The sequence below is a fragment of the Azonexus sp. genome (assembly GCF_041909095.1).
Lineage (GTDB): Bacteria > Pseudomonadota > Gammaproteobacteria > Burkholderiales > Rhodocyclaceae > Azonexus.
The window spans coordinates 61,330-80,367 of the sequence record NZ_JAYREB010000008.1 but is presented as its reverse complement, the minus strand read 5'-3'; the positions used below and the strand labels follow the sequence as shown (position 1 = coordinate 80,367).

Here is a 19,038-nt window from a genome sequence, read left to right as displayed (position 1 = left end):
ATGCCGGTCGAGGCGGTAGCCATCGGCTTGCCGATGGCGCTTGGGCTGGGGCTGGTCTATGGGCTCGGCCCCTGTCTGCTCAGTTGCCTGCCCTATCTCGGGCCGCTCTTCGTCAATGCCGACCAGGGTATCGCCCGTTCCTGGCGCATCCTGCTGCCGGTCTCGCTCGGCCGGCTCACCGTCTATGGCGGCTTCGGCGCGGTCAGCGGCTGGTGGGGCGGGCGCTACGTCGGCGGCGTGAATGGCTGGGTCGTCCATCTGACGGTCGGCATCGCCCTGGTGCTGGTCGGCGTCGCGCTGCTCGGCCGGCGCTCGGCCGGCGCGGCTTGCGGCAGTTGCGCGCCAAAGAACGAACAGAAAATCAGTTGGCGACCGCGTCAGGCGGCGGCCCAGGCGATGCCATCCGGGCTCTACCTGATGGGCGTCGGCATGGCGCTGACGCCCTGCGCGCCGCAGGGTGCGGTGCTGGTCGCGGCGGCGGCCAGCGGCACGGCGTGGAGCGGCGCCGCGCTCGGCCTGAGCTTTGGCCTCGGCGCCATCGCCGCGCCCTGGCTGGTGTACGGCACCGTCGTTGCCTACGTCGGCCAGCAACTGCGCGAACAACTGGGGCGCTGGCAACCGCGCATCGAAGCATTGAGCGCGTTCCTGCTGCTGGGAACGGGCATCGTCCAGCTCTGGCAAGGGGCCAGTGCTGGCGGCATGGTCTGAAACGGGAGAAGAGAAAAACATGAACAAGGCTTGGGTGGCCGGTCTGCTGGCCGTGCTGGCAGGGCAGGGGTGGGCGGCGGAACAAGTGTTGTCGACGGTCACCGTCACGGCGGATGCCGATGCGCTGGAGGAGCGGCGCCAGGCGGTGACGCAGAAGGTGATCCTCAACCAGGCGGAAATCGCCAATCTCGGCGCGACGACGGTCAGTGAGGTGATCAGCAAGCTGCCCGGCATCGACGCCGGCAGCCAGGGCAGCGACGGCGGCCAGGGCATGCGGGCGCGCGGCATGGTGCGCGACTCGGTGCAACTGCTGATCGACGGCGAACGGGTCGGCGGCAATTCGCGGATGGCGTCCGCATCGGTCGGCCGCCTGCCGTCAGGCGAACTGGAACGGGTCGAGATCCTGCGCGGTTCGTCGGCCGAATTCGGCGGCGGCGCCTCGGTCACCGTCAATCTGGTGATGAAGAAGACCGCCAAGAAGTCCGACACAACGGTCAAGCTCGCCACCGGTACGCGCGACGGCCGGGTCTTCGGCCAGAGCACGGTGACCCGGCGCGGCAACGCCGGCGAGTTCTCCTGGGTGCTGCCGCTGACGATCAACCACCACGTCATGGTCTCCAGCAGCGACAGCGATCGCCAGGCCTTCACCGGCGGCGCCCGCAATGCCTGGGCGCTGGACGAGAACGACGGTCGCTTTACCATGAACGAACTGGTCTTCAGCCCGCGCCTCAACTGGCGGCGCGGCGGCGACAGCTTCTCGATCTGGCCGACCCTGTTTCGCGGCGACACCCGGCGCTGGGGCGAGATGGAGCGCTACAGTTACGCCGACCCGCTGGCCGGTACCGGCCTCGCCGCCGACGGCAGCCGCGCCGACCGGGAAAGCGGCAAGACCCGCCTCTACCGCCTGCGCCTCGAAGGCGAGCGCAAGCTCGACGGCGGCAAGCTGAGTTCGCGCCTGGCCTGGATGAAAGGGCAGCGCGACACCGACACCCGGCGCAACTACCTGAGCGCCGGCGGCGTCCTGACGCCGACCCGCGACCGTCTCGAACGCGACGAGGACGAACTGAACGGCATGGTCCGCCTCGACCGCGCGCTGGGCAGCCATGTCGTGGCGCTGGCGCTGGAAGGCGCCCGCCTCGAACGCGACGACCGCCAGAATTTGTCCGGCGCCGCCAGCCTTTACCAGACCGGCGAGCGGCAGACGATTGCCTGGGTGCAGGACGAATTCGCCCTCGATCCGCGTACCACGCTGACTTTCGGCCTGCGCGGCGAGCAGTTCCGGCTCGACGTGGACGGCGACAGCCGCCGTCACGGCATCGTCGCGCCGTCGCTGGCGGTGCGCTGGGAGCCGGCCGAGCGCTGGGTTTTCAGGAGTTCGATCGGCCGCGGCCTGAAGCTGCCGCGCCTCGACGAACTGAGCAACCGGCCGGTCCTCAGCCTGAGCGCCAACACGCCGCTCGAAGCCGACCAGCGTGGCAATCCCGACCTGCAGCCGGAGCGCAGCACCAACTTCGAAGCGGTACTCGAACACTACCTGCCGGCCGACGCCGGGGTGGTCGGTTTCAATCTCTACGCCCGGCAGACCAGCGATTTCGTCGAGCGTCGGGTGACGCTCGAGGGCGCGCGCTGGGTCGACCGGCCGTACAACGAAGGCGACGCCGAACACTGGGGCGCCGAACTCGACGCCAAGCTTAATCTCGGCAAGCTCGGTGTCGCGCCCGGCACGCTCAAGGGCCACCTGACCGTGCCGCGCAGCCGGGTGCACGACGAGCGCCTCGACCTGACCCGGGAAGCCCGCGAATCGCCGCGCTACCAGCTCAGCCTCGGCTACGAGCGGCCGTTCGGCCAGCGCGTCACGGCCGGCTTCGACCTGCAGCATTTCGCCGAAGTGAAGACCAGCATCCCGGGCGAGCGCCAGGAGCGTACCGAAGACCGTACCGTCCTCGACCTGTTCGCCGTCTACCGGTTGCAGCCAGGGCTCAACCTGCGCTTCAACGCCAACAACCTGTTGCGCGCCGACACCTGCAAGCTCGCCCGCGCCCACAGCGGCGCCAACGACTGGCAACTGGAAACCTGCAACGGCAGCGTCGCCAGTTACATGCTGACGTTGGAAGGGAGCTGGTAGGGCGTTGGCATCGCCTGTTAAGGCGGCATTCATCACCCGGCGGCTAGACTTGGCGCCCTTTGATCGCGGCGATGAAGCGATCATGGGCAGCCAACGAACTCCAGGATGCAATCCGTGACTATCGAAAACGCAGCGAACGCCCGCCCGACGCCGATCAGCGGGGTGGGCCATGAGTGAACAGAGCCGCAAGGCGCCGGTTTCCCTGCAACGCTACGCCTGGCTGTCGATTGCCGCCGCCGTCTCGACCATCCTGCTCAAGGGCTGGGCCTGGCAGCTCACCGGTTCGGTCGGCCTGCTCTCGGATGCCATCGAATCCTTCGTCAACCTGGCAGGCGCCCTGATGGCGCTGTGGATGCTGGCGCTGGCCGAAGCGCCGGCCGATGACAAGCACCCGCACGGACACGGCAAGGCCGAGTATTTTTCGAGCGCCTTCGAGGGCTTCCTGATCCTGGTCGCCGCCGTCAGCATCGCCTACGCGGCGCTCGGTCGCCTGTTCGATCCGCAGCCGCTGGAGTCGGTCAGTGTCGGCCTGGTCGTTTCGCTGACCGCTTCGCTGATCAACCTCGCGGTGGCGCGCGTACTGATGGCGGTCGGGCGCCAGCACAACTCGATCTCGCTGGAAGCCGACGCCCACCATCTGATGAGCGATGTGTGGACCTCGGTCGGCGTCATCCTCGGCGTCGGCCTGGTCTGGCTCACCGGCTGGCTTTGGCTCGACGCGGTGCTGGCGCTGGCGGTGGCGATCAACATCCTGTGGACCGGCTGGCAACTGGTGCGTCGTTCGGCCGACGGCCTGCTCGACGCGGCGCTGCCGGCGGAACAGGTGAGGGCAATCGAAAGCCTGCTCGCCGGCTACCGCGAACGCGGCCTGGCCTTCCATGCCCTGCGCACCCGTCAGTCCGGCGCGCGCGCCTTCATCACCCTGCACGTGCTGGTGCCGGGCGAATGGACGGTGCAGCGCGGGCACGATCTGGCCGAGGAAATCGAGGCCGGCATCCGCGCCGTGGTGCCGCGCTCGCACGTGCTGACCCATCTCGAACCGATCGAGGACGCCGGCTCGCTGGCCGACCTCGATCTCGACCGCCGCTAGCCGGAACGCCTACCGGAAAACGGCTGCCGTCGCTTTCTGGCAGGCCGAAGTGAAGACCAGCATCCCGGGCGAACGCCCGGAGCGCAGCGAGGATCGTACCGTCCTCGACCTGTTCGCCGTCCACCGCCTGCAGCCCGGCCTCAACCTGCGCTTCAACGCCAACAACCTGCGGTGCGCCGACACCAGCAAGCTCGCCCGCGCCCACAGCAGCGCCAAGGACTGGAAACCTGCAACGGCGCCGTTGCCAGCTACATGCTGACGCAGGAAGGGAGCTGGCAGCGAGGAACGACGACGCAGCCCGCCGTCGAGGGCGGGCTCGTGAGTTTTTGCTGGCTATCTGCCGGGCTTGGCCCGGTTTATGCAATCAGGATGGATTTTCCACGCTCTGCCGCTGGCCGGCATGAACTTGCCGAATCCTTCCCATGCAAAATCCTTCTTCTCATCAGGCTTTCCGGCACCCGGCCATGGCCGGGCGGGCCCGGCTTTCCCTGATCGTCGCCTTGCGGGCGCTGGCTTCGCTGGTCATTGTCCTACACCATTTTTCGCTCTATCCCCCGCTGAGCGAATGGGCAGCGCCCTTGCTGGGCACGGCGCTTGACTGGCTGGCCACCAACGCGCGGGCGACGCAGGTCTTTTTCGTCGTCGGGGGCTACGTCATGGCCCGCAGCATGAGCGGGCGTCAGTGGGACGGGCCAGCCTTCAGGCGCTTCCTTGGCGAGCGCTATCTCCGGCTGGGCTTGCCCTATCTGGCGGTCATTTCGATCGTGCTGCCGGTCTGTCTGTTCGCCCGCGGGCAGGTGCCGGATGCCGTGCTCGGGCAGACGGTCACTTTGCCGCAGTTGCTGGCGCACTTCCTGTTCCTGCAGGATATTCTCGGCTACGAGCCGCTGTCGGCCGGCTTATGGTTCGTCTGCATCAATTTCCAGCTTGGCGCGCTGTATGCCGGCCTGCTCTGGCTGCGCGACCGGGTCGGGCGGGATGACCTCGATTTCGCCGTTCTCGGTGGCTGGGGATTGAGCGCCTTGTCGCTGTTCCACGTCAATCTGGATAATGCCTGGGATATCTGGGCGATTTACTTCTTTCCCTACTTTTTTCTCGGCGTGGTGGTTTACCGGGCGCAACGCGCCGACGGTGGAGGGACCGAGTTCTGGTTGTTCCAGTTGTTGCTGCTCGTCGCCATGCTTGACGAATGGCGCTGGCGGCTCGGTATCGCCCAGCTCGTCGGTTTGCTGTTGTTTGCCGGCGACAGAACGGGTTTCATGACGGCGTGGCCGCGCAGCCGCCTGCTGGGCTGGCTGGGACGGATTTCGTACAGCCTGTTCCTGGTCCATTTCCCCGTTCTGTTGCTGGTTTCCACCGTCTGGGCCAGCTACGGCTGGCAGACGCCGCTTGCCGCCAGCTTCGGCTTGCTCGTCGCTCTCTGTCTGAGCATCGTCGCCGCCGCGGGTTTTCATCGCTGGGTTGAAATGCCGGCCGCCCGCCTGGCGCGGCGGCGTTCCCGGGGGCAAAGCGAACCCGACCCGGCCTGGGCGAACTGATTGTCGCCAGCTGCCGACAATTCAGGGCTCAGCGCGGCTTGAATTCGTGGATCTTTGGCACGGAACGGTGCGGGCCGTGGCCGGGGTTGTGCAGGTCGGCGTGCTCGGGCTCGTCGCCGTGGTGATGGTGACCGCCACCATAAGCTCCGGATTCCGGCTGGAAGGGCGCTTCCGTTTCGCTGATGACGCAACCGAGGCCGCGCGCCATGTCGGCCAGCACATGGTCGGTCTGGAAACGCAGCTTGCCGCCGTTCGCGGTTGGCAGGATGTGCACCGGCACATGCCGGTTGCCCAGGTGATAGGCGGCGCGGGCAAAGAGCAGCGGGCTGTCGGCCACTGCCTCGATCAGTTTTTCCGGCGCGGCGAGGATTTCGACAACGGCCGAGCCGTCTTCGGCCGCCAGCTTGTCGCCGCCGTACAGGTGGTCGCCGCGTTCGAGAAAGATGCCGGCTTCCAGGCCGGAAGCCAGCGTCACCTTGAGCCGGCTGCGCTTGCGTTCGTCGTAGGCGAGCGCCACCGAGTCGGTGGCGGGAGCGGTGCTGCGTTTATTCAGGATCAACATGGTCAGAACAGGAAGTAACGTTGCGCCAGCGGCAGTTCGGTCGCCGGTTCGCAGACCAGGTGCACGCCGTCGGCCTTGACCACGTAGGTTTCCGGATCGACGGTGATTTCCGGTGTGGCGCCGTTGTGCACCATGTCCGACTTCTTCACCGTGCGTGTGCCGGAAACGGCGATCAGCGGTTTTTGCAGATTCAGCGCGTTGACCGCAGGGTTCTGCAATGCGGCCTGCGAAACGAAGGTGACCGAGGTTTTCAGCGCCTTGCCGAAGCTGCCGAACATCGGCCGGTAATGCACCGGCTGCGGGGTCGGGATCGAGGCGTTGGGGTCGCCCATGGCGGCTGCGGCGATCATGCCGCCTTTCAGAATCAGCGACGGTTTGACGCCGAAGAAAGCCGGCTTCCACAGCACCAGGTCGGCCAGCTTGCCGACTTCGATCGAACCGACGGTGTGGGCGATGCCGTGCGTCAGCGCCGGGTTGATCGTGTACTTGGCGATGTAGCGCTTGACGCGGAAGTTGTCGTGGCGCGGGCTGTCTTCCGGCAGCGTGCCGCGTTGCAGCTTCATCTTGTGCGCCGCCTGCCAGGTGCGGATGATCACCTCGCCGACGCGGCCCATGGCTTGCGAGTCGGACGACATCATCGAGAAGACGCCCATGTCGTGCAGGATGTCTTCGGCGGCAATCGTCTCGCGGCGGATGCGCGATTCGGCGAAGGCGACGTCCTCGGCGATGCTCGGGTCGAGGTGGTGGCAGACCATCAGCATGTCGAGGTGCTCGTCGATGGTGTTCACCGTGTACGGCATGGTCGGGTTGGTCGAGCTGGGCAGGACATTGGGCAGGCTGGTCGCCTTGATGATGTCCGGCGCGTGGCCGCCGCCGGCGCCCTCGGTGTGGAAGGTGTGGATGGTGCGGCCCTTGAAGGCGCCGATGGTGGCTTCGACGAAGCCCGATTCGTTGAGCGTGTCGGTGTGGATGGCGACCTGCACGTCCATCTCGTCGGCGACGCTCAAACAGCAGTCGATGGCGGCCGGCGTCGTGCCCCAGTCTTCGTGCAGCTTGAGGCCGATGACACCGGCCGCGACCTGCTCGCGCAGGGCTTCCGGCAAGCTGGCGTTGCCCTTGCCGAGGAAACCGAGGTTCATCGGGAAAGCCTCGGCCGCTTCGAGCATGCGGTGGATGTGCCACGGGCCGGGCGTGCACGTCGTTGCATACGTGCCGGTCGCCGGCCCGGTGCCGCCGCCGATCATGGTGGTGACGCCGGACATCAGCGCCTCGTCGATCTGCTGCGGGCAGATGAAATGAATGTGGCTGTCGATGCCGCCGGCCGTGACGATCATGCCTTCGCCGGCGATGACTTCGGTGCCGGGGCCGACGACGATGGTTACGCCCGGCTGGATGTCGGGGTTGCCGGCCTTGCCGATCGCGGCGATGCGGCCGTCCTTCAAGCCGATGTCGGCCTTGACGATGCCGGTCACGGCATCGACGATCAGCGCGTTGGTGATCACGGTATCGACCGTTTCAGCGGCAACTCGCTGGCTCTGGCCCATGCCGTCGCGGATGACCTTGCCGCCGCCGAATTTCACTTCCTCACCGTAGATCGTGTAGTCCTTCTCGACCTCGATGAGCAACTCGGTGTCGGCGAGACGGAGGCGGTCGCCGGTCGTCGGGCCGAACATTTCGGCATAGGCCTGACGGGTAATCTTGTTCGCCATCACAGTGCTCCCTGAATCAGGCCACGGAAACCGTAAACCTTGCGTTCGCCGGCCAGTGCGACCAGTTGCACGGTGCGCGTCTGGCCCGGCTCGAAGCGCACGGCGGTGCCGGCGGCGATATCGAGGCGGTAGCCGCGCGCGGCTTCGCGGTCGAAGCTCAGGCCGGCGTTGGTTTCAAAGAAATGGTAGTGCGAGCCGACCTGGATTGGCCGGTCGCCGGTATTGGCGACGACCAGGGTGATGGTCGGGCGGCCGGCGTTCAATTCGAGTTCGCCGGGTTCGGCGAGGAGTTCTCCGGGGATCATGGGCGCTCCTTTTTCAAACAATCGGGTTATGGACCGTGACCAGCTTGGTGCCGTCCGGGAAGGTGGCTTCGACCTGGATTTCCGGGATCAGCTCGGCGATGCCGTCCATCACGTCGGCGCGCGTCAGTACCTGGGTGCCGGCGTGCATCAGCTCGGCCACCGTTTTACCTTCGCGGGCGCCTTCCATGATCGCGCAGGTGATCAGCGCGACGGCTTCCGGGTAATTGAGCTTCAGGCCCTTGGCCTGGCGCCGCTCGGCCAAGAGGCCGGCGGTGAAGATCAAGAGCTTGTCCTTCTCACGCGGTGTCAGTTCCATAACGACTCCTTCAGGTATTCCAGATTCGGGGCAGCACGGCCGGTCGGCCGCAGCAGGCCGGGCGCAGGATTTTCCACAGTTCGGCAAACCACAGCCGGGCAGCTTCACTGTTGTTGCCGAGGTAACGGGCGATGAGGATGCCCGGCGGGGCGGTGATGCCGTGCTGGGCGCCATCGACGGGCGCTACGGCGCGCAGGGCTTCGAGCAGGGCGGCGGCCAGTTGCGGCAGTTCCGGGAAGCTGCACAGCAGCGTGCCGCAGACGCTCGCCCCGGCCCAGCCGGCCGGGCTGGCGAGCATGGCGTCGTTGCCGGCGACGCTGCCGCGTTCCAGCCACAGCGGCTGGCCGGCGCGGTCGACGCGGCAGAAAAGTGAAAACTGCCCGTGTTCGAAACGCTCGCCGGCCGCGGCGCGGCCCAGGCAGAGGATGTCCCAGCCGAGGTAGCGGCTGTCGGCGGCGAGGTTTACATGGGTGGCCATGCGGGCAATCGCGCCGTCGAAGACGATGCTTTCCTGCGGCAGCCATTCCAGCGTCGCGCCGGCATCCACCTTGAGCGTCACCGTCTGCGACGCTGCGGCGCCGCCCGAGCGATACCACTTGCCGGCGCCCGGCGTGGTGATCTGGGCGTGGCTGTTGTCGTCGACGGCAATGTCGATGGCCAGATGATCGCCGCCGGCAATGCCCGAGGGCGGATGCAGCAGCAGCGCCTGGCAGACCGCGTCGCCCTCCGGGTAGAGCGCCTTCTGCACGCGCAGCGGGCCGCGGTGGCGGTTTTCGCGCAGCACCGTGCGGGCGCCCTGCCGGGCAAAGGCAAGGTGCAACTCGGCGTGCCAGGTGGCGGTGCTGTCCGCCTGGAAAGCGGGGAGGCGCGAAGTCATGGGCGGATTATCCGGGAAGGGCTGGTGGCGGGGAATACGCAGGACTACGCATAATCGGTATAAGTCGATCGCGCGCTGGCGGGGCGAACCGGTACACTGTCGGGTCAGGCAGCGAGTCGAGTTCCGAGCGGCGCCATTTTCAGCAAAGGTTTTTCCATGTCCCCCATCCACGATCACGAACTTCTCCTCCTGCTCGCCGTCTCGCTCGCCGCCAAGCGCCGGCCGGCCGAGCCGGCGGCCATCGTCGCGGCGGTCGAGTTGATCCAGGGCAGCCTGCCCAGCGCCGCCGAGTTCGCCGCCGCTTTCGCCAGCCTCGACGGCGCCGGCCTGATCGCCGGCGGCGACGACGGCGTCGGCCTGACGCCGGCTGCCGAGCGTCTGGTCGAAGCGCTGCCGCGGCGGGGCGACAGCGCGCTGCGCCTGGCTGCGCTGCGCAACCTGCTCGCCGGCTACAGCGCGGCGACGCCGGAAATCCCCGTTGCCGTCGATGCCTCGCCCTGGCTGGCCGCCATGCAAGCGCACCGCGCCGCCGCCGCCGGTCCCGCCGCCAACCTGCTGATGCCCAAGCCCAAACCCGAAACCCAGTCGCGCCCCGGCCAGCGGGCGCGCAAGCCCATGCCGAAGTCGGGCAAGGCACGCCAGCGCTGAAGTCTAGGGTTGGGGCTGGAGCGGGCAGGGTGGGCTCGCTTCACCTGTGGTGCCGGGTTCTGGCGGGGTGCGCAAGTTGCGCTGGTCGCGCGCCGGAATGGGTAAGCGGGGTGGCGTGAGGGCGCTCTATTACGTGCAGGACGCCAAGGGCCGTATCTGGCTTTTGACGGTGTATGCCAAGAGCGCACAGGAGAACATTTCTGCGGCGACGCTGAATCTTTTACGGGAGCTGGCTGATCATGCCGAAATTGAATGAAGCTGAATTGATGGCCCGCGATGCCGGGCGCGATCTGGATGCCGAGTTGCGGGAAGCCGCCCGCGAAATGCAGGCTGGCAAGGTCGGCCGGGTGTCAGTGGTGAGCCGGGATGGCCGGGTGGTGGAATCGCCAGTTGCCAAGGCCCGCTTGACTTCCCGGCTATCGCAGTCGCAGTTCGCCGAACTGATGGGGGTGTCGGTACGCACGTTGCAGGAATGGGAGCAGGGGCGGCGCGAGCCTTCCGGTGCGGCAAAAACCTTGCTACGGGTGGCGCAAGCGCATCCGGAAGTCTTACGGGAATTGGCGGCCTGATTCCGCCCAAAAACGAATCAGCCCGGCATCGCCTTGATCGCCGGGCTTTTTGTTGGGTTATCCACAGACTTACTCAGGTTTTCTCTGGATATCGACCAGGCGGCAACTCGGTCGCCATCCGTCTGCTGGAAACCGGCGCCATCCGCTACACCCTGCTGGACGAAGGCGAACTGGTCAGCTACCGCGAGCGCCGCTTGGTGCTAGCGGGGACACGATCCGTTCACCGAGGGAGCCTCGGCTGATTTGCTCAAGCCCTTGTTGTTTTTTTGCTGTGTAGGAAGCGTCAACGGGGACGGCTCACGACCCTAAGCGGACCTACACAGCATCCCGGCTTCTACGGCCGGTGACAGAGTGAAGCGGTCGTACAGAGCGTGGCCTGACAGCGAACCTCGAAAGCCGAAGAATTTCAAAAATATTTTTCTTGGACAGTTATGGAGATATCAGCCCACAGAAAACCTTCGCCATGATTTCCCCCGCCCCGCAGTGGCTTTACCTGCCCCCCATTGAATCTGCCGATGTCGTTCATCGTCATGATGACGGAACGATGCGCATCGAGTGCTACGCCAATCTGAAGTCTTCCGGTGCCATCGAGTACCTTTACATGGTTGGGGTGTACCCCAGCGGCAGCAAGATACCTCTTGCGCTCATCACCTGTGAAACCAGCTACTTTCTGGAACTTAGCGACCCAGGAAAATTTGCCCTCGGGGTGTTTTTGCCGAAAGGCCACCATACCCTAGGTGTGGCGACGGAGTATGGTGACTGGAACGTTTTCCTCAAGAAGGCCGTGACGGTTATTGAATCCATCCTCGCCGACGGCCAATCCCCCACGGCATAATGGCGCTCGTTTCAATCCTGAACCGATAGCATGGTGCCCCACTCCGACAACCCGGCGATTCTTGATTACTGGCGCCGGCGCAAACTTTCACCTGGTCTGACAGAGGCGGAATGGGCGGATTTCTATCATCAGGTCACCCGCTTGCTGTTACGCACCCGGTTGCCGGCGGAATATGCCGACACCGAGGCACGACAGGATCTGATCCATGCTTTTTTCGTGCAGAAGATTCTGCAAAACGCCCGGACGACCCAGGCGGGCGATCTGGATAGCGCGCATGTTCTGCACGGCTACCTGAAGCGCTTTGCCCAGGATGAAATACGCGACCAGGCCGGGCTCATAGAGATAGATGAGCACGCTGCAGGCGAAGAAGGTATCCAGACCGAGGAAATGGCGGCTTGTACAACGACGCCTTCCCACGACGACTTGCACCTCCTGGCCGAAGCCGGCATTGATGTGGCGACAGTGAATGCCGAAGCGGACCAATTTCTCGCCACATTGGGCGAAGGCGAACGGCGGATGTTGCGGCACCACACTTGCGCCGAAGATGAGGCGCGTCTGCCGATGGACGCCATCGCCAAGCGCTGGCAGATTGCCAGCTATCACTACAAAGCCAAGAAGTTGGGGATCACGGGGCAAAAGGGCGGTTTCTTTCAAGGCTATGAAAACACCCTGCTCGGCGGCTGGCTGAAAAAACTGCGAGCAGAAATATCACCAGAGTGGCACCGGGAATTGGTCGCGCTATTGAATCTGCTGTGCTTGCGCGTCCAGAAAACCCAGGGGGAAACGTAATGCCACACCGCCTCTATCCCCCACTCGAACGCTTACGCAGGGAGCTTTTCGATAGCCCGGCATCACCGGAATCATCTGAGCGCCTGCCTGACCAGGATGCAGTCCAGGAAGATACGCCGCCTCCGGCCATGCCCGACTTCATCCGCGAACACATCGCACGCACGGTCGCCGCACAGCTAGCTCATGTGCCGAGCGCTCCGGCCGTCGGGCAAATTCGCGCCCTGTCTGCGGTCAACGCGATAAATGACCGGAATTCCCGACCGCTTGGCCGCAATGTCGGCGTGCTGCTTGGCGCCCACTTGGGCGGCAAGCAATGGCAAGGCTGGCTGGTGACAGCAGATACCGATTACGCCACCGACCGGGATTTACTGATCGAGGACGACGACGGCCCCGCCGACCCGCAAGCCGGCATGGTCATGACCCGCTTGCCGTTGCGAGCCATCATCCCGGGTGACGCGCCGATTCTCGCCAAGTTGTCCCCGGCGCGCCTGGGGGCCGTGATTGCGCTGGCTGAAGCGCCAACCGGTGCCGAGCCCATTCCCCCTCGGCCGGGTCATATCTTCGCCCGTGACCTCGACGCCGAGCATGTCGGCATCACCGGCTCGCCGCTCGGCGGCCCCGGCGACCCACGCCACGCCTATCGTGCCCTCCACCGGCAATTGGCCGACGAAATGAGCAGCGCAGCCGAGGCCTTGGCCCTCCAGACCGAAGAACAGCCGAGTCGTAGCGGATTCTTCGCTTGGCTATTCAGTCGCCACTGGGCCCCGGCGCCGGTCCTGGCGGCCTTGATCGCTGTCATCTCTGTCCAGAATCTGTGGCTCAACGTCAGCGACGATGAAACCCGGCGCTATCGGGGCCACAGCGCGACCACAACGCCCTGCGCGACAGTTGCCCGCCTGCGCGTCGTCTTCAAGGCCAGTGCACCTCAGGAAGCCGTCGTGCTGCTATTGCGCAAAGCTGAGGTACGCGTGGTTAGTGGCCCCTCTGAAATCGGCGAATGGTGGCTCGGCCTGCCTGCAGATGCTTCAGTCAATGAAGCTTTGGCACAGTTGCGCAACAGCCCGTTGGTGGCAGATATAATCGTCGTCGAGACAAAGGAAGCGGCATGCCAGCCTTGATCCGGCTGGTATTCCTGGTTTTTCTGCTGAGTTGCGGCGCCAGCGTCGGTGCTGCAGGCAACCAGGCGGTCAAGCATGCGCTGGTACTGGCGAATGGCGGATATAGCCGCGATGCGCTGCCCAATGCCCTGCGCGATGGCAAGCTGATGGCCCAGACACTGCGGCAATTGGGGTTTGCCGTGACCGAACGCACCGACTTGCCCCGCGAGGAAATGATGGCAGTCGTGGCCCGCTTCACCGATGGCCTGCCGGAAGGAGCGACCGCGCTGGTGTACTACGCCGGACATGGCATGCAGGTGGGCGGCGGCAATTACCTGACACCAATCGACATGCAACTGACCGGCGAAGCCAGCGTCCCGCTCAAGGCCTATCCGGTGCGCCATCTGCTCGAACGCCTGGCGCTGGCCCGCAGTGCGGTTAACATCCTGATTCTCGACGCCTGCCGCAACAATCCTTTCCAGCCGGCCGGTGCGGTTCGCTACCGCAGTTTCAACGCGTTGGGCCTCGCCCGGGAACATGCCCCGCGCGGCACGTTGATCGCTTATTCCGCCTCCCCCGGACAGCAGGCGCCCGAAGGCCAAGGCAAAAACAGCGTTTACAGCGAAACGCTGGCCCGAACGCTGCTCGAACCGCAACTTGAAATACGCGATATTTTCAACAAGGTCGGCAGCCTCGTCCGCCGGCAAAGCCTGGACGACCAGATTCCCTGGTATGAGTCGTCGCTGACCGACGACTACTATTTCCAACCGCCGGACAGCGTTACCGTGGCGGCCGGCAAACCCCTCCAGTTCGCCCGACTAGGGCGGGAGGGCCGCGAGGTTCGGGGAGAAACCCCGCCACCGCTCAACTGGTTCAACGATCTCAGTGCACAGGAATGGGACATGCTCGATTGGGAAATCCAGCAGCGCGTCGAACGCCTGACCGCCGACGAACTCCCCGCGCTCGAACACCAGGCCGCTGGCGGCAGCCTGGTGCACCAGACCACGCTGGCGCTTGCCTATCGCGAAGGCATCGAAAAGGCCATTGAACCGGGCAGCGGCAAAGTCACGCGCTACAACGCCAACAACTCCAAGGCGCTCAAATGGCTGGCCCAGGCGGCCGAGGCCGGATTCCCCATTGCGCAGGTGGAACTCGGTGAAATGTATTTCGCCGGCCATGGCGTCGACCGCAACCTCGACACGGCCCGACACTGGGTCGAACAGGCCAACCGAGTGCCCTACACCCGCGCCCGGCTGGATTTGTTCCAGTTGGACAACCTGCTCTCCACCATGGAGGCTGCCCGGGACCCCTATCTAGGCGGCGTCAGAAAAAGAGCTCTGCTCCCCTCCCTGGAAAACAACTAGATCATTCAGACCCATGGCTTGCCCAATAACCTACCCCATCGGACAGACAGTCGGAGCCATGAGCGACCTGCCTTGCTGGTGTTGCGACAACTTTTTTTAAAAAAATCAAAGATCACCCCGTTTTGTACAGGGAACGTGCCAAAAAACGTGAATACATGAATCCATCATTCTATCGAAAGGTAAAAAATGAAAATCGTCAAGAAACGGCATTGGTTTATAGAGTTTATCCTTTGTGTTGTTCTATGGTTTTCCATACTAATGGCATGGGCATTTGCCATATCGAAGGTTGATTTCCTGAGCTTTTTAGATAATCAGTACATTACCAACGCCGTAGCCATCGTAGTTGCGATGGGAATCTTAATTGAATTTATCAGGCGGCAGATAAGATACAGTGCCCTATATTCATTGGATACTCGTGGCAAATCCCCGAGAGTCAAGGTTCCCGGGCTTGAACTAATTTATGAGAGAGAAACTGATGTAGTCATTGTAAAAGAAGACGGAAGGCCAGAACTGCGATTCCCCCGCCCAGATTTGCACTATGCTTTCAACACCCATGAATCGACAAGTAACGTTTTATTTCCGCTTGTTGAGACTGGCACCGTAAGCACTCCCAATGGCCTTAAGCCAATCGTGATTGTCAAAGATTGGAAAAGCTTACCCTTCACAAGCATTTCAGGTCATTCGATTGAGCTACGATTTACCCCCAGCGAGTACTCTAAATTAATGATTGAAGAGCGGCGCCTTAGCACCCCGAAAAATGGGAACTGGAAAGCGAGGGTGTACACAGACACAGGAGTCTTGGAAAAGGCTGCGATTGAAAAGATGAATATGTATATCTGTAATTTTTTTTAAGGATACTGCCAATTTCACTGAAGAGTGGCTGCTAAAGGTTGTGGAGGAAATATTTTCAGCAAAGCCATTATGAGTCGGATTCAAAGATGAATAACAATAGGAGCCAAGCCCCTATTTCACTACGAAATGGGTGAAATTCCATTACAAGCATCCGAGAATCTAATATACCGCCGCATAATAAAAAGTTAACCAATTGAATTGCCGTGTTAATAACCGCCATATTTCGCCACTTTCTATGGCAAGGAAACCAATGTGAAACGCGTTACAGGATTCATCGCGGGCCTGACTATCGCCTTGGCTTGCACCAATGCCCAGGCCTTTACCGCAGTCGCCTTGAGCAACTCCACCAGCCGGGTGGGCGTCAGCATGAATGCCCCCAGCAAGGAAGCCGCCATGTCCGCGGCGGTGGAGAACTGCAAGGCCCACGGCGGCGGCAGCGATTGCAGGGTAATCGAGCTCACCGAGAAGCGCGGATATTTCGCTATCTTCATGTCCTGCGACAACGGCTGTAGCATCGCGTTGGAGACCGGCAGTGCGAGTAAGGAACAGGCACGTGCCGATGCCAAACGGGTCTGTGAGCGGAATACCGGAAATGCTTGCCAGCTGCTGACGGAGTGGGAAGAACGAGGATACCAGGCGCCGGCAACAGCGGCCGCCGCCCCGCCGACGCCGCTGGTGCAAGCGGCGCCGGTGGCATACAAACCCGCCGTACAACTGGATGACAATTCCAGAAAGAAGGAGAAGCGTACTCGCGGCGGCTTGTTTCTGCTCGGCGATGCCACGCCCGGCAAGGTGTACAAGGACTGCAAGAGTTGCCCGGAAATGGTGAACCTGCCGGCCGGCAGCTTTGCTATGGGGCAGTACCCGGCCAACGTGAACTACAAGGCCAATCCGGGGCATCGGGTGTCCCTGCCGCCGTTTGCCATCGGTCGCACGGAAGTGACCGTGGCCCAATATGCCGCGTTTGTGCAGGAAACCGGCCGGCCGGAGCCATCAGTTGGATGTGAGGCCGATATTGACCTACAGAAAGTGGCCCTGGTGAAAAGTTGGCGTGAACCCGGCTATCCGGTCAGCGGGAATCATCCGGTGAGCTGCGTGACCTGGGAAGATGCCAATGCCTATGTGAAGTGGCTGTCCTATAAATTCAAGCGGCAATACCGTCTGCCCAGCGAAGCGGAATGGGAATATGCGGCCCGGGCGGGGACGACGGGACTTTACCCCTGGGGCGGCGATCAGGACCAAGCTTGCGAGTATGCCAACGTCGGAGATGTCACGGCGCAGGCGATCAAAAAGTTCAATATGGACGGTCGATTCAAGTGCAACGACGGGCAGGTATTTCCCACGCCTGTGGCCTCTTACCGACCGAACGCGTTTGGTTTGTACGACATGAGCGGAAATATGAGTGAAATGACCGCCGACTGTTTCCACCCGACGTTTGCCGGCGCACCGGTTGACGGCAGTGCTCGGAATGATCCGCCCGGTTGTGAGCGACGTGTCGTACGCGGAGAAAACTGGGCGTTACTGGCAGCCAATCTGACCCTGCGCCGGCCCGCTGACGCCGATGTGAGCTTTAGCAAGCCGGGGGGAACGATCATCCGCTCCGTGACAAGAGGGTTTCGCGTTGCGCTGAACCTGGATCCGGATGTCATGGCCCGTGTGGAAGCGGAACAATTGAAGGAACTAATGCCGGCCCGCAGGCCCACAACAGCCGAGGAGAATTTTTTGGAAGAATACCGCCGAAACGCTAACAACCGATGCTTTGCGACCGGGGATCAGAAGGCTTGCAGTGAAGATCGCTACCTGGGACTGGAGCCAGGCAGGTAATCAACACGTGTAAAAGTCGGCACTGGCGGGACGGCGGCTTAGTCGAAAAAATGGGGGTCAGAGAATAACCGGGGTCAGACCTCATTTGTTGGCCCAAGTCGAGGACAAACACCATGAAGAAATCAATCGTACTGGCTGTGGGCTGCGCTTGTCTGAGTAGCGGAACTTTCGCTACCCAAGGGTCGCTTGAAAAAGAACCAAAGCAACCCGCCCTGACCGAAAAAGCGCAGGAAGCGGCGAACCCGCTGGAACGGATGAATCTGGTCGCGATGCCGGACAATTTGAAGCCGGAGAAAGTGACGAGCGTGTTTCCTCTGGCTGGTGGCGATGCGCTGGAGGTAAAGGGTTCATGGGTTGTTCTGCCGAGCGAGGGCCAAGGTATGTTCGAGTTGGTGCCGTTCGACGATCAAAACGGAATACGCACGCGAATACTGGTGCTCTCTTCGGACAAGATGGACTCGGACGTGGCGTTCTGATCTCGCCTGATGAAAACCTTCCGCGAAACAACCTGCAAGGACAAGGAGACGCTGACTACCGAATCGATTCCGGAAAGAGCTGTTTTGATTCGAACGGCGCAAGGCGTGGCCTTTTTCTCGTCCTGCACTGTGGGCGACAAAGCGCAGCTTTATGCTATAGATTCGATCAAAGGCTCCGGCAAGATGCGCCACGGAATCATTTATGGAGTGGACGTAGATCGCCCGGGTTCGCTGCAAGCAGCTACAGATTTGTCAGACAAGGCGATCCGCGAATACCAATCGATGTTCTTGAAAGTGACCGCCGACCTCAGCGAGGGGCGCTCGCCAATGCAGAGAAAGCGCTTCCGAACCCCTCACCATTTTTATTAGCCTTGTTTTACGCCATCAACAATCAGCTTTGCCGTGCATAAAACAAAATCTGCCAACCAATCCGGGGCAACATGTTCACGAAAACATCCACATTCCTGAGGGACCACCTGACCCCCATCAACACCTTGGTCTTGCCGTTTACCGTACTCAATGGGTTTCTCGATTTTCTCGGCGATGCTTTCACTAGCCTGAGATACGTTGTTTTCACAGTAATCGGCATGATCTTCGTCGGGATGATCACGCTGGCGATCAGGGAAAAACGGCAAGCCGCCCAAGCCAATGGACTTGCCGAGCAAGTACCCGCCCGCTGGAATCACCCATTTGCCCGCGTACTTGCCGCCTTGCTCGGCGTTTCTGCGTTGTTCGGCGGTATTTCGCTGGCTTATGCGAACAAAGGTGGATTGATTGCCAATGCCCACCCCCCTCTGAAAGATTTGCAGCAGGCCATGCTCGGGGTGCTGCTGGACGTCAAGGCGGATACCAGCATGATCAAGGATGGGGTAGAGAAAATGTCGCGGCAGATGGACAACCCGCGTGCGCAACTGAAATTGCGTGACTACGAGGTGACTTCATACGGATTGTTTAAGGCCATCAAGCAGCACGACGCAGATGCGGTAGCGCTTTTCGCTGCTGCCAGGCTGCGTGTGGATCAGCCGGAGCCACTGGGGTTTCTGCTGGACAGTTATTGGGATCCGAAGGTCGCCGCTCAGCTGACCGTGGAAATGTTCACGGACGAAAGCGCCTGCATCAATAAACAGGGGGCCGGTTCGCAAGAAATTACGATGTATCTCGGTATGTATATGCACAACCTACGTCCTGACCAGCCCGAGAAGGCTGCTACATTCAAGCGGCTGTGCAAGTCGACTCTTGTTCGCGAGTCTTTGGAAAGGCGGGTGCGGACGATACCAGAGACGGGTGAAAATCCTGAGTTACTGGCGCAATACCGATGGGCACTAAATTACCTGAGCAAGTAATGCCGAAGATA

General features: G+C 62.5%; 22 protein-coding genes. 17 read left to right on the top strand and 5 right to left on the bottom strand.

All coding sequences use genetic code 11. From position 1 onward, the window contains the following. The 5 genes from ACE3OV_RS14360 to ACE3OV_RS14340 all read left to right on the top strand — a co-directional run bounded on the left by ACE3OV_RS14360 (position 1) and on the right by ACE3OV_RS14340 (position 5,461). A complete protein-coding gene (locus ACE3OV_RS14360) occupies positions 1-708 on the top strand; it encodes a sulfite exporter TauE/SafE family protein (RefSeq protein ID WP_374328049.1) in 708 nt (235 codons plus the stop codon). 19 nt (positions 709-727) lie between these two features. Next, complete coding sequence (locus ACE3OV_RS14355; protein WP_374328047.1) at positions 728-2,833, top strand: TonB-dependent receptor plug domain-containing protein; 2,106 nt, start codon at positions 728-730, stop codon at positions 2,831-2,833. Between the two features lie 169 nt (positions 2,834-3,002). After that, entirely contained in the window at positions 3,003-3,923 is a 921-nt protein-coding gene (locus ACE3OV_RS14350) for a cation diffusion facilitator family transporter (protein ID WP_374328045.1), read from the top strand. A 49-nt stretch (positions 3,924-3,972) separates the two neighbouring features. Continuing rightward, on the top strand, positions 3,973-4,182 hold the full coding sequence (locus ACE3OV_RS14345; RefSeq protein WP_374328044.1) for a hypothetical protein: 210 nt from the start codon (positions 3,973-3,975) through the stop codon (positions 4,180-4,182). A 163-nt stretch (positions 4,183-4,345) separates the two neighbouring features. Then, complete coding sequence (locus tag ACE3OV_RS14340; protein ID WP_374328042.1) at positions 4,346-5,461, top strand: acyltransferase family protein; 1,116 nt, start codon at positions 4,346-4,348, stop codon at positions 5,459-5,461. Positions 5,462-5,489: 28 nt separating this feature from the next. On the opposite strand, the gene ureE is transcribed toward ACE3OV_RS14340, so the two are convergent. The 5 genes from ureE to ACE3OV_RS14315 are packed head-to-tail and all read right to left on the bottom strand — an operon-like array spanning position 5,490 to position 9,230. Continuing rightward, the gene (ureE, locus tag ACE3OV_RS14335) at positions 5,490-6,023 is read right to left on the bottom strand and encodes an urease accessory protein UreE (protein WP_374328041.1); all 534 of its coding nucleotides are present in this window, start codon (positions 6,021-6,023) and stop codon (positions 5,490-5,492) included. A 2-nt stretch (positions 6,024-6,025) separates the two neighbouring features. Then, positions 6,026-7,732, bottom strand: a complete 1,707-nt coding sequence (ureC, locus tag ACE3OV_RS14330) for an urease subunit alpha (protein WP_374328039.1) — start codon at positions 7,730-7,732, stop codon at positions 6,026-6,028. After that, positions 7,732-8,037 carry an urease subunit beta gene (locus ACE3OV_RS14325; protein WP_374328038.1) on the bottom strand — a complete coding sequence of 102 codons (306 nt, stop codon included), beginning with the start codon at positions 8,035-8,037 and terminating at the stop codon, positions 7,732-7,734. Before ACE3OV_RS14325 ends, ureC begins: the two co-directional genes overlap by 1 nt. A gap of 13 nt (positions 8,038-8,050) precedes the next feature. Next, positions 8,051-8,353 (bottom strand): urease subunit gamma, encoded by a 303-nt coding sequence (gene ureA / locus ACE3OV_RS14320; RefSeq protein WP_374328036.1) that lies wholly within the window; start codon positions 8,351-8,353, stop codon positions 8,051-8,053. A gap of 10 nt (positions 8,354-8,363) precedes the next feature. Next, positions 8,364-9,230 carry an urease accessory protein UreD gene (locus tag ACE3OV_RS14315; RefSeq protein ID WP_374328035.1) on the bottom strand — a complete coding sequence of 289 codons (867 nt, stop codon included), beginning with the start codon at positions 9,228-9,230 and terminating at the stop codon, positions 8,364-8,366. A 156-nt stretch (positions 9,231-9,386) separates the two neighbouring features. Here ACE3OV_RS14315 and ACE3OV_RS14310 point away from each other — a divergent pair, with 156 nt between their 5' ends. The 12 genes from ACE3OV_RS14310 to ACE3OV_RS14255 all read left to right on the top strand — a co-directional run bounded on the left by ACE3OV_RS14310 (position 9,387) and on the right by ACE3OV_RS14255 (position 19,027). Then, positions 9,387-9,878, top strand: coding sequence for a hypothetical protein (locus tag ACE3OV_RS14310; protein WP_374328034.1), 492 nt, complete (start codon positions 9,387-9,389; stop codon positions 9,876-9,878). A gap of 67 nt (positions 9,879-9,945) precedes the next feature. Beyond that, a complete protein-coding gene (locus ACE3OV_RS14305) occupies positions 9,946-10,134 on the top strand; it encodes a type II toxin-antitoxin system RelE/ParE family toxin (RefSeq protein ID WP_374328031.1) in 189 nt (62 codons plus the stop codon). Beyond that, complete coding sequence (locus ACE3OV_RS14300) at positions 10,118-10,447, top strand: helix-turn-helix domain-containing protein (RefSeq protein ID WP_374328030.1); 330 nt, start codon at positions 10,118-10,120, stop codon at positions 10,445-10,447. The genes ACE3OV_RS14305 and ACE3OV_RS14300 overlap by 17 nt, the downstream gene beginning before the upstream one ends. A 463-nt stretch (positions 10,448-10,910) precedes the next feature. Then, positions 10,911-11,282: a hypothetical protein gene (locus tag ACE3OV_RS14295; protein ID WP_374328029.1), complete on the top strand. Its 372-nt coding sequence runs from the start codon at positions 10,911-10,913 to the stop codon at positions 11,280-11,282. Between the two features lie 30 nt (positions 11,283-11,312). After that, positions 11,313-12,071: a hypothetical protein gene (locus ACE3OV_RS14290; protein ID WP_374328028.1), complete on the top strand. Its 759-nt coding sequence runs from the start codon at positions 11,313-11,315 to the stop codon at positions 12,069-12,071. Further along, the gene (locus ACE3OV_RS14285) at positions 12,071-13,189 is read left to right on the top strand and encodes a hypothetical protein (protein ID WP_374328027.1); all 1,119 of its coding nucleotides are present in this window, start codon (positions 12,071-12,073) and stop codon (positions 13,187-13,189) included. The genes ACE3OV_RS14290 and ACE3OV_RS14285 overlap by 1 nt, the downstream gene beginning before the upstream one ends. Next, positions 13,177-14,532: a caspase family protein gene (locus tag ACE3OV_RS14280; protein WP_374328026.1), complete on the top strand. Its 1,356-nt coding sequence runs from the start codon at positions 13,177-13,179 to the stop codon at positions 14,530-14,532. Before ACE3OV_RS14285 ends, ACE3OV_RS14280 begins: the two co-directional genes overlap by 13 nt. A 186-nt stretch (positions 14,533-14,718) precedes the next feature. Next, on the top strand, positions 14,719-15,384 hold the full coding sequence (locus ACE3OV_RS14275) for a hypothetical protein (protein ID WP_374328024.1): 666 nt from the start codon (positions 14,719-14,721) through the stop codon (positions 15,382-15,384). Between the two features lie 252 nt (positions 15,385-15,636). Next, positions 15,637-17,208, top strand: a complete 1,572-nt coding sequence (locus tag ACE3OV_RS14270; RefSeq protein WP_374328022.1) for an SUMF1/EgtB/PvdO family nonheme iron enzyme — start codon at positions 15,637-15,639, stop codon at positions 17,206-17,208. Between the two features lie 113 nt (positions 17,209-17,321). Further along, on the top strand, positions 17,322-17,684 hold the full coding sequence (locus ACE3OV_RS14265) for a hypothetical protein (protein WP_374328020.1): 363 nt from the start codon (positions 17,322-17,324) through the stop codon (positions 17,682-17,684). Between the two features lie 9 nt (positions 17,685-17,693). Beyond that, entirely contained in the window at positions 17,694-18,053 is a 360-nt protein-coding gene (locus tag ACE3OV_RS14260) for a hypothetical protein (protein WP_374328018.1), read from the top strand. Positions 18,054-18,124: 71 nt separating this feature from the next. Continuing rightward, positions 18,125-19,027: a hypothetical protein gene (locus ACE3OV_RS14255; protein WP_374328016.1), complete on the top strand. Its 903-nt coding sequence runs from the start codon at positions 18,125-18,127 to the stop codon at positions 19,025-19,027. The last annotated feature ends 11 nt before the right edge of the window (positions 19,028-19,038 follow it).

Coding starts and splice junctions, on each gene's coding strand:
- ACE3OV_RS14290 (WP_374328028.1), top strand. CDS start 11,313: ATGGTGCCCCACTCCGACAACCCGGCGATTCTTGATTACTGGCGCCGG.
- ACE3OV_RS14275 (WP_374328024.1), top strand. CDS start 14,719: ATGAAAATCGTCAAGAAACGGCATTGGTTTATAGAGTTTATCCTTTGT.
- ACE3OV_RS14280 (WP_374328026.1), top strand. CDS start 13,177: ATGCCAGCCTTGATCCGGCTGGTATTCCTGGTTTTTCTGCTGAGTTGC.
- ACE3OV_RS14255 (WP_374328016.1), top strand. CDS start 18,125: ATGTTCACGAAAACATCCACATTCCTGAGGGACCACCTGACCCCCATC.
- ureE (WP_374328041.1), bottom strand. CDS start 6,023: ATGTTGATCCTGAATAAACGCAGCACCGCTCCCGCCACCGACTCGGTG.
- ACE3OV_RS14340 (WP_374328042.1), top strand. CDS start 4,346: ATGCAAAATCCTTCTTCTCATCAGGCTTTCCGGCACCCGGCCATGGCC.
- ACE3OV_RS14265 (WP_374328020.1), top strand. CDS start 17,322: ATGAAGAAATCAATCGTACTGGCTGTGGGCTGCGCTTGTCTGAGTAGC.
- ureA (WP_374328036.1), bottom strand. CDS start 8,353: ATGGAACTGACACCGCGTGAGAAGGACAAGCTCTTGATCTTCACCGCC.
- ACE3OV_RS14325 (WP_374328038.1), bottom strand. CDS start 8,037: ATGATCCCCGGAGAACTCCTCGCCGAACCCGGCGAACTCGAATTGAAC.
- ACE3OV_RS14310 (WP_374328034.1), top strand. CDS start 9,387: ATGTCCCCCATCCACGATCACGAACTTCTCCTCCTGCTCGCCGTCTCG.
- ureC (WP_374328039.1), bottom strand. CDS start 7,732: ATGGCGAACAAGATTACCCGTCAGGCCTATGCCGAAATGTTCGGCCCG.
- ACE3OV_RS14355 (WP_374328047.1), top strand. CDS start 728: ATGAACAAGGCTTGGGTGGCCGGTCTGCTGGCCGTGCTGGCAGGGCAG.
- ACE3OV_RS14295 (WP_374328029.1), top strand. CDS start 10,911: ATGATTTCCCCCGCCCCGCAGTGGCTTTACCTGCCCCCCATTGAATCT.
- ACE3OV_RS14285 (WP_374328027.1), top strand. CDS start 12,071: ATGCCACACCGCCTCTATCCCCCACTCGAACGCTTACGCAGGGAGCTT.
- ACE3OV_RS14350 (WP_374328045.1), top strand. CDS start 3,003: ATGAGTGAACAGAGCCGCAAGGCGCCGGTTTCCCTGCAACGCTACGCC.
- ACE3OV_RS14315 (WP_374328035.1), bottom strand. CDS start 9,230: ATGACTTCGCGCCTCCCCGCTTTCCAGGCGGACAGCACCGCCACCTGG.
- ACE3OV_RS14260 (WP_374328018.1), top strand. CDS start 17,694: ATGAAAACCTTCCGCGAAACAACCTGCAAGGACAAGGAGACGCTGACT.
- ACE3OV_RS14300 (WP_374328030.1), top strand. CDS start 10,118: ATGCCGAAATTGAATGAAGCTGAATTGATGGCCCGCGATGCCGGGCGC.
- ACE3OV_RS14360 (WP_374328049.1), top strand. CDS start 1: ATGCCGGTCGAGGCGGTAGCCATCGGCTTGCCGATGGCGCTTGGGCTG.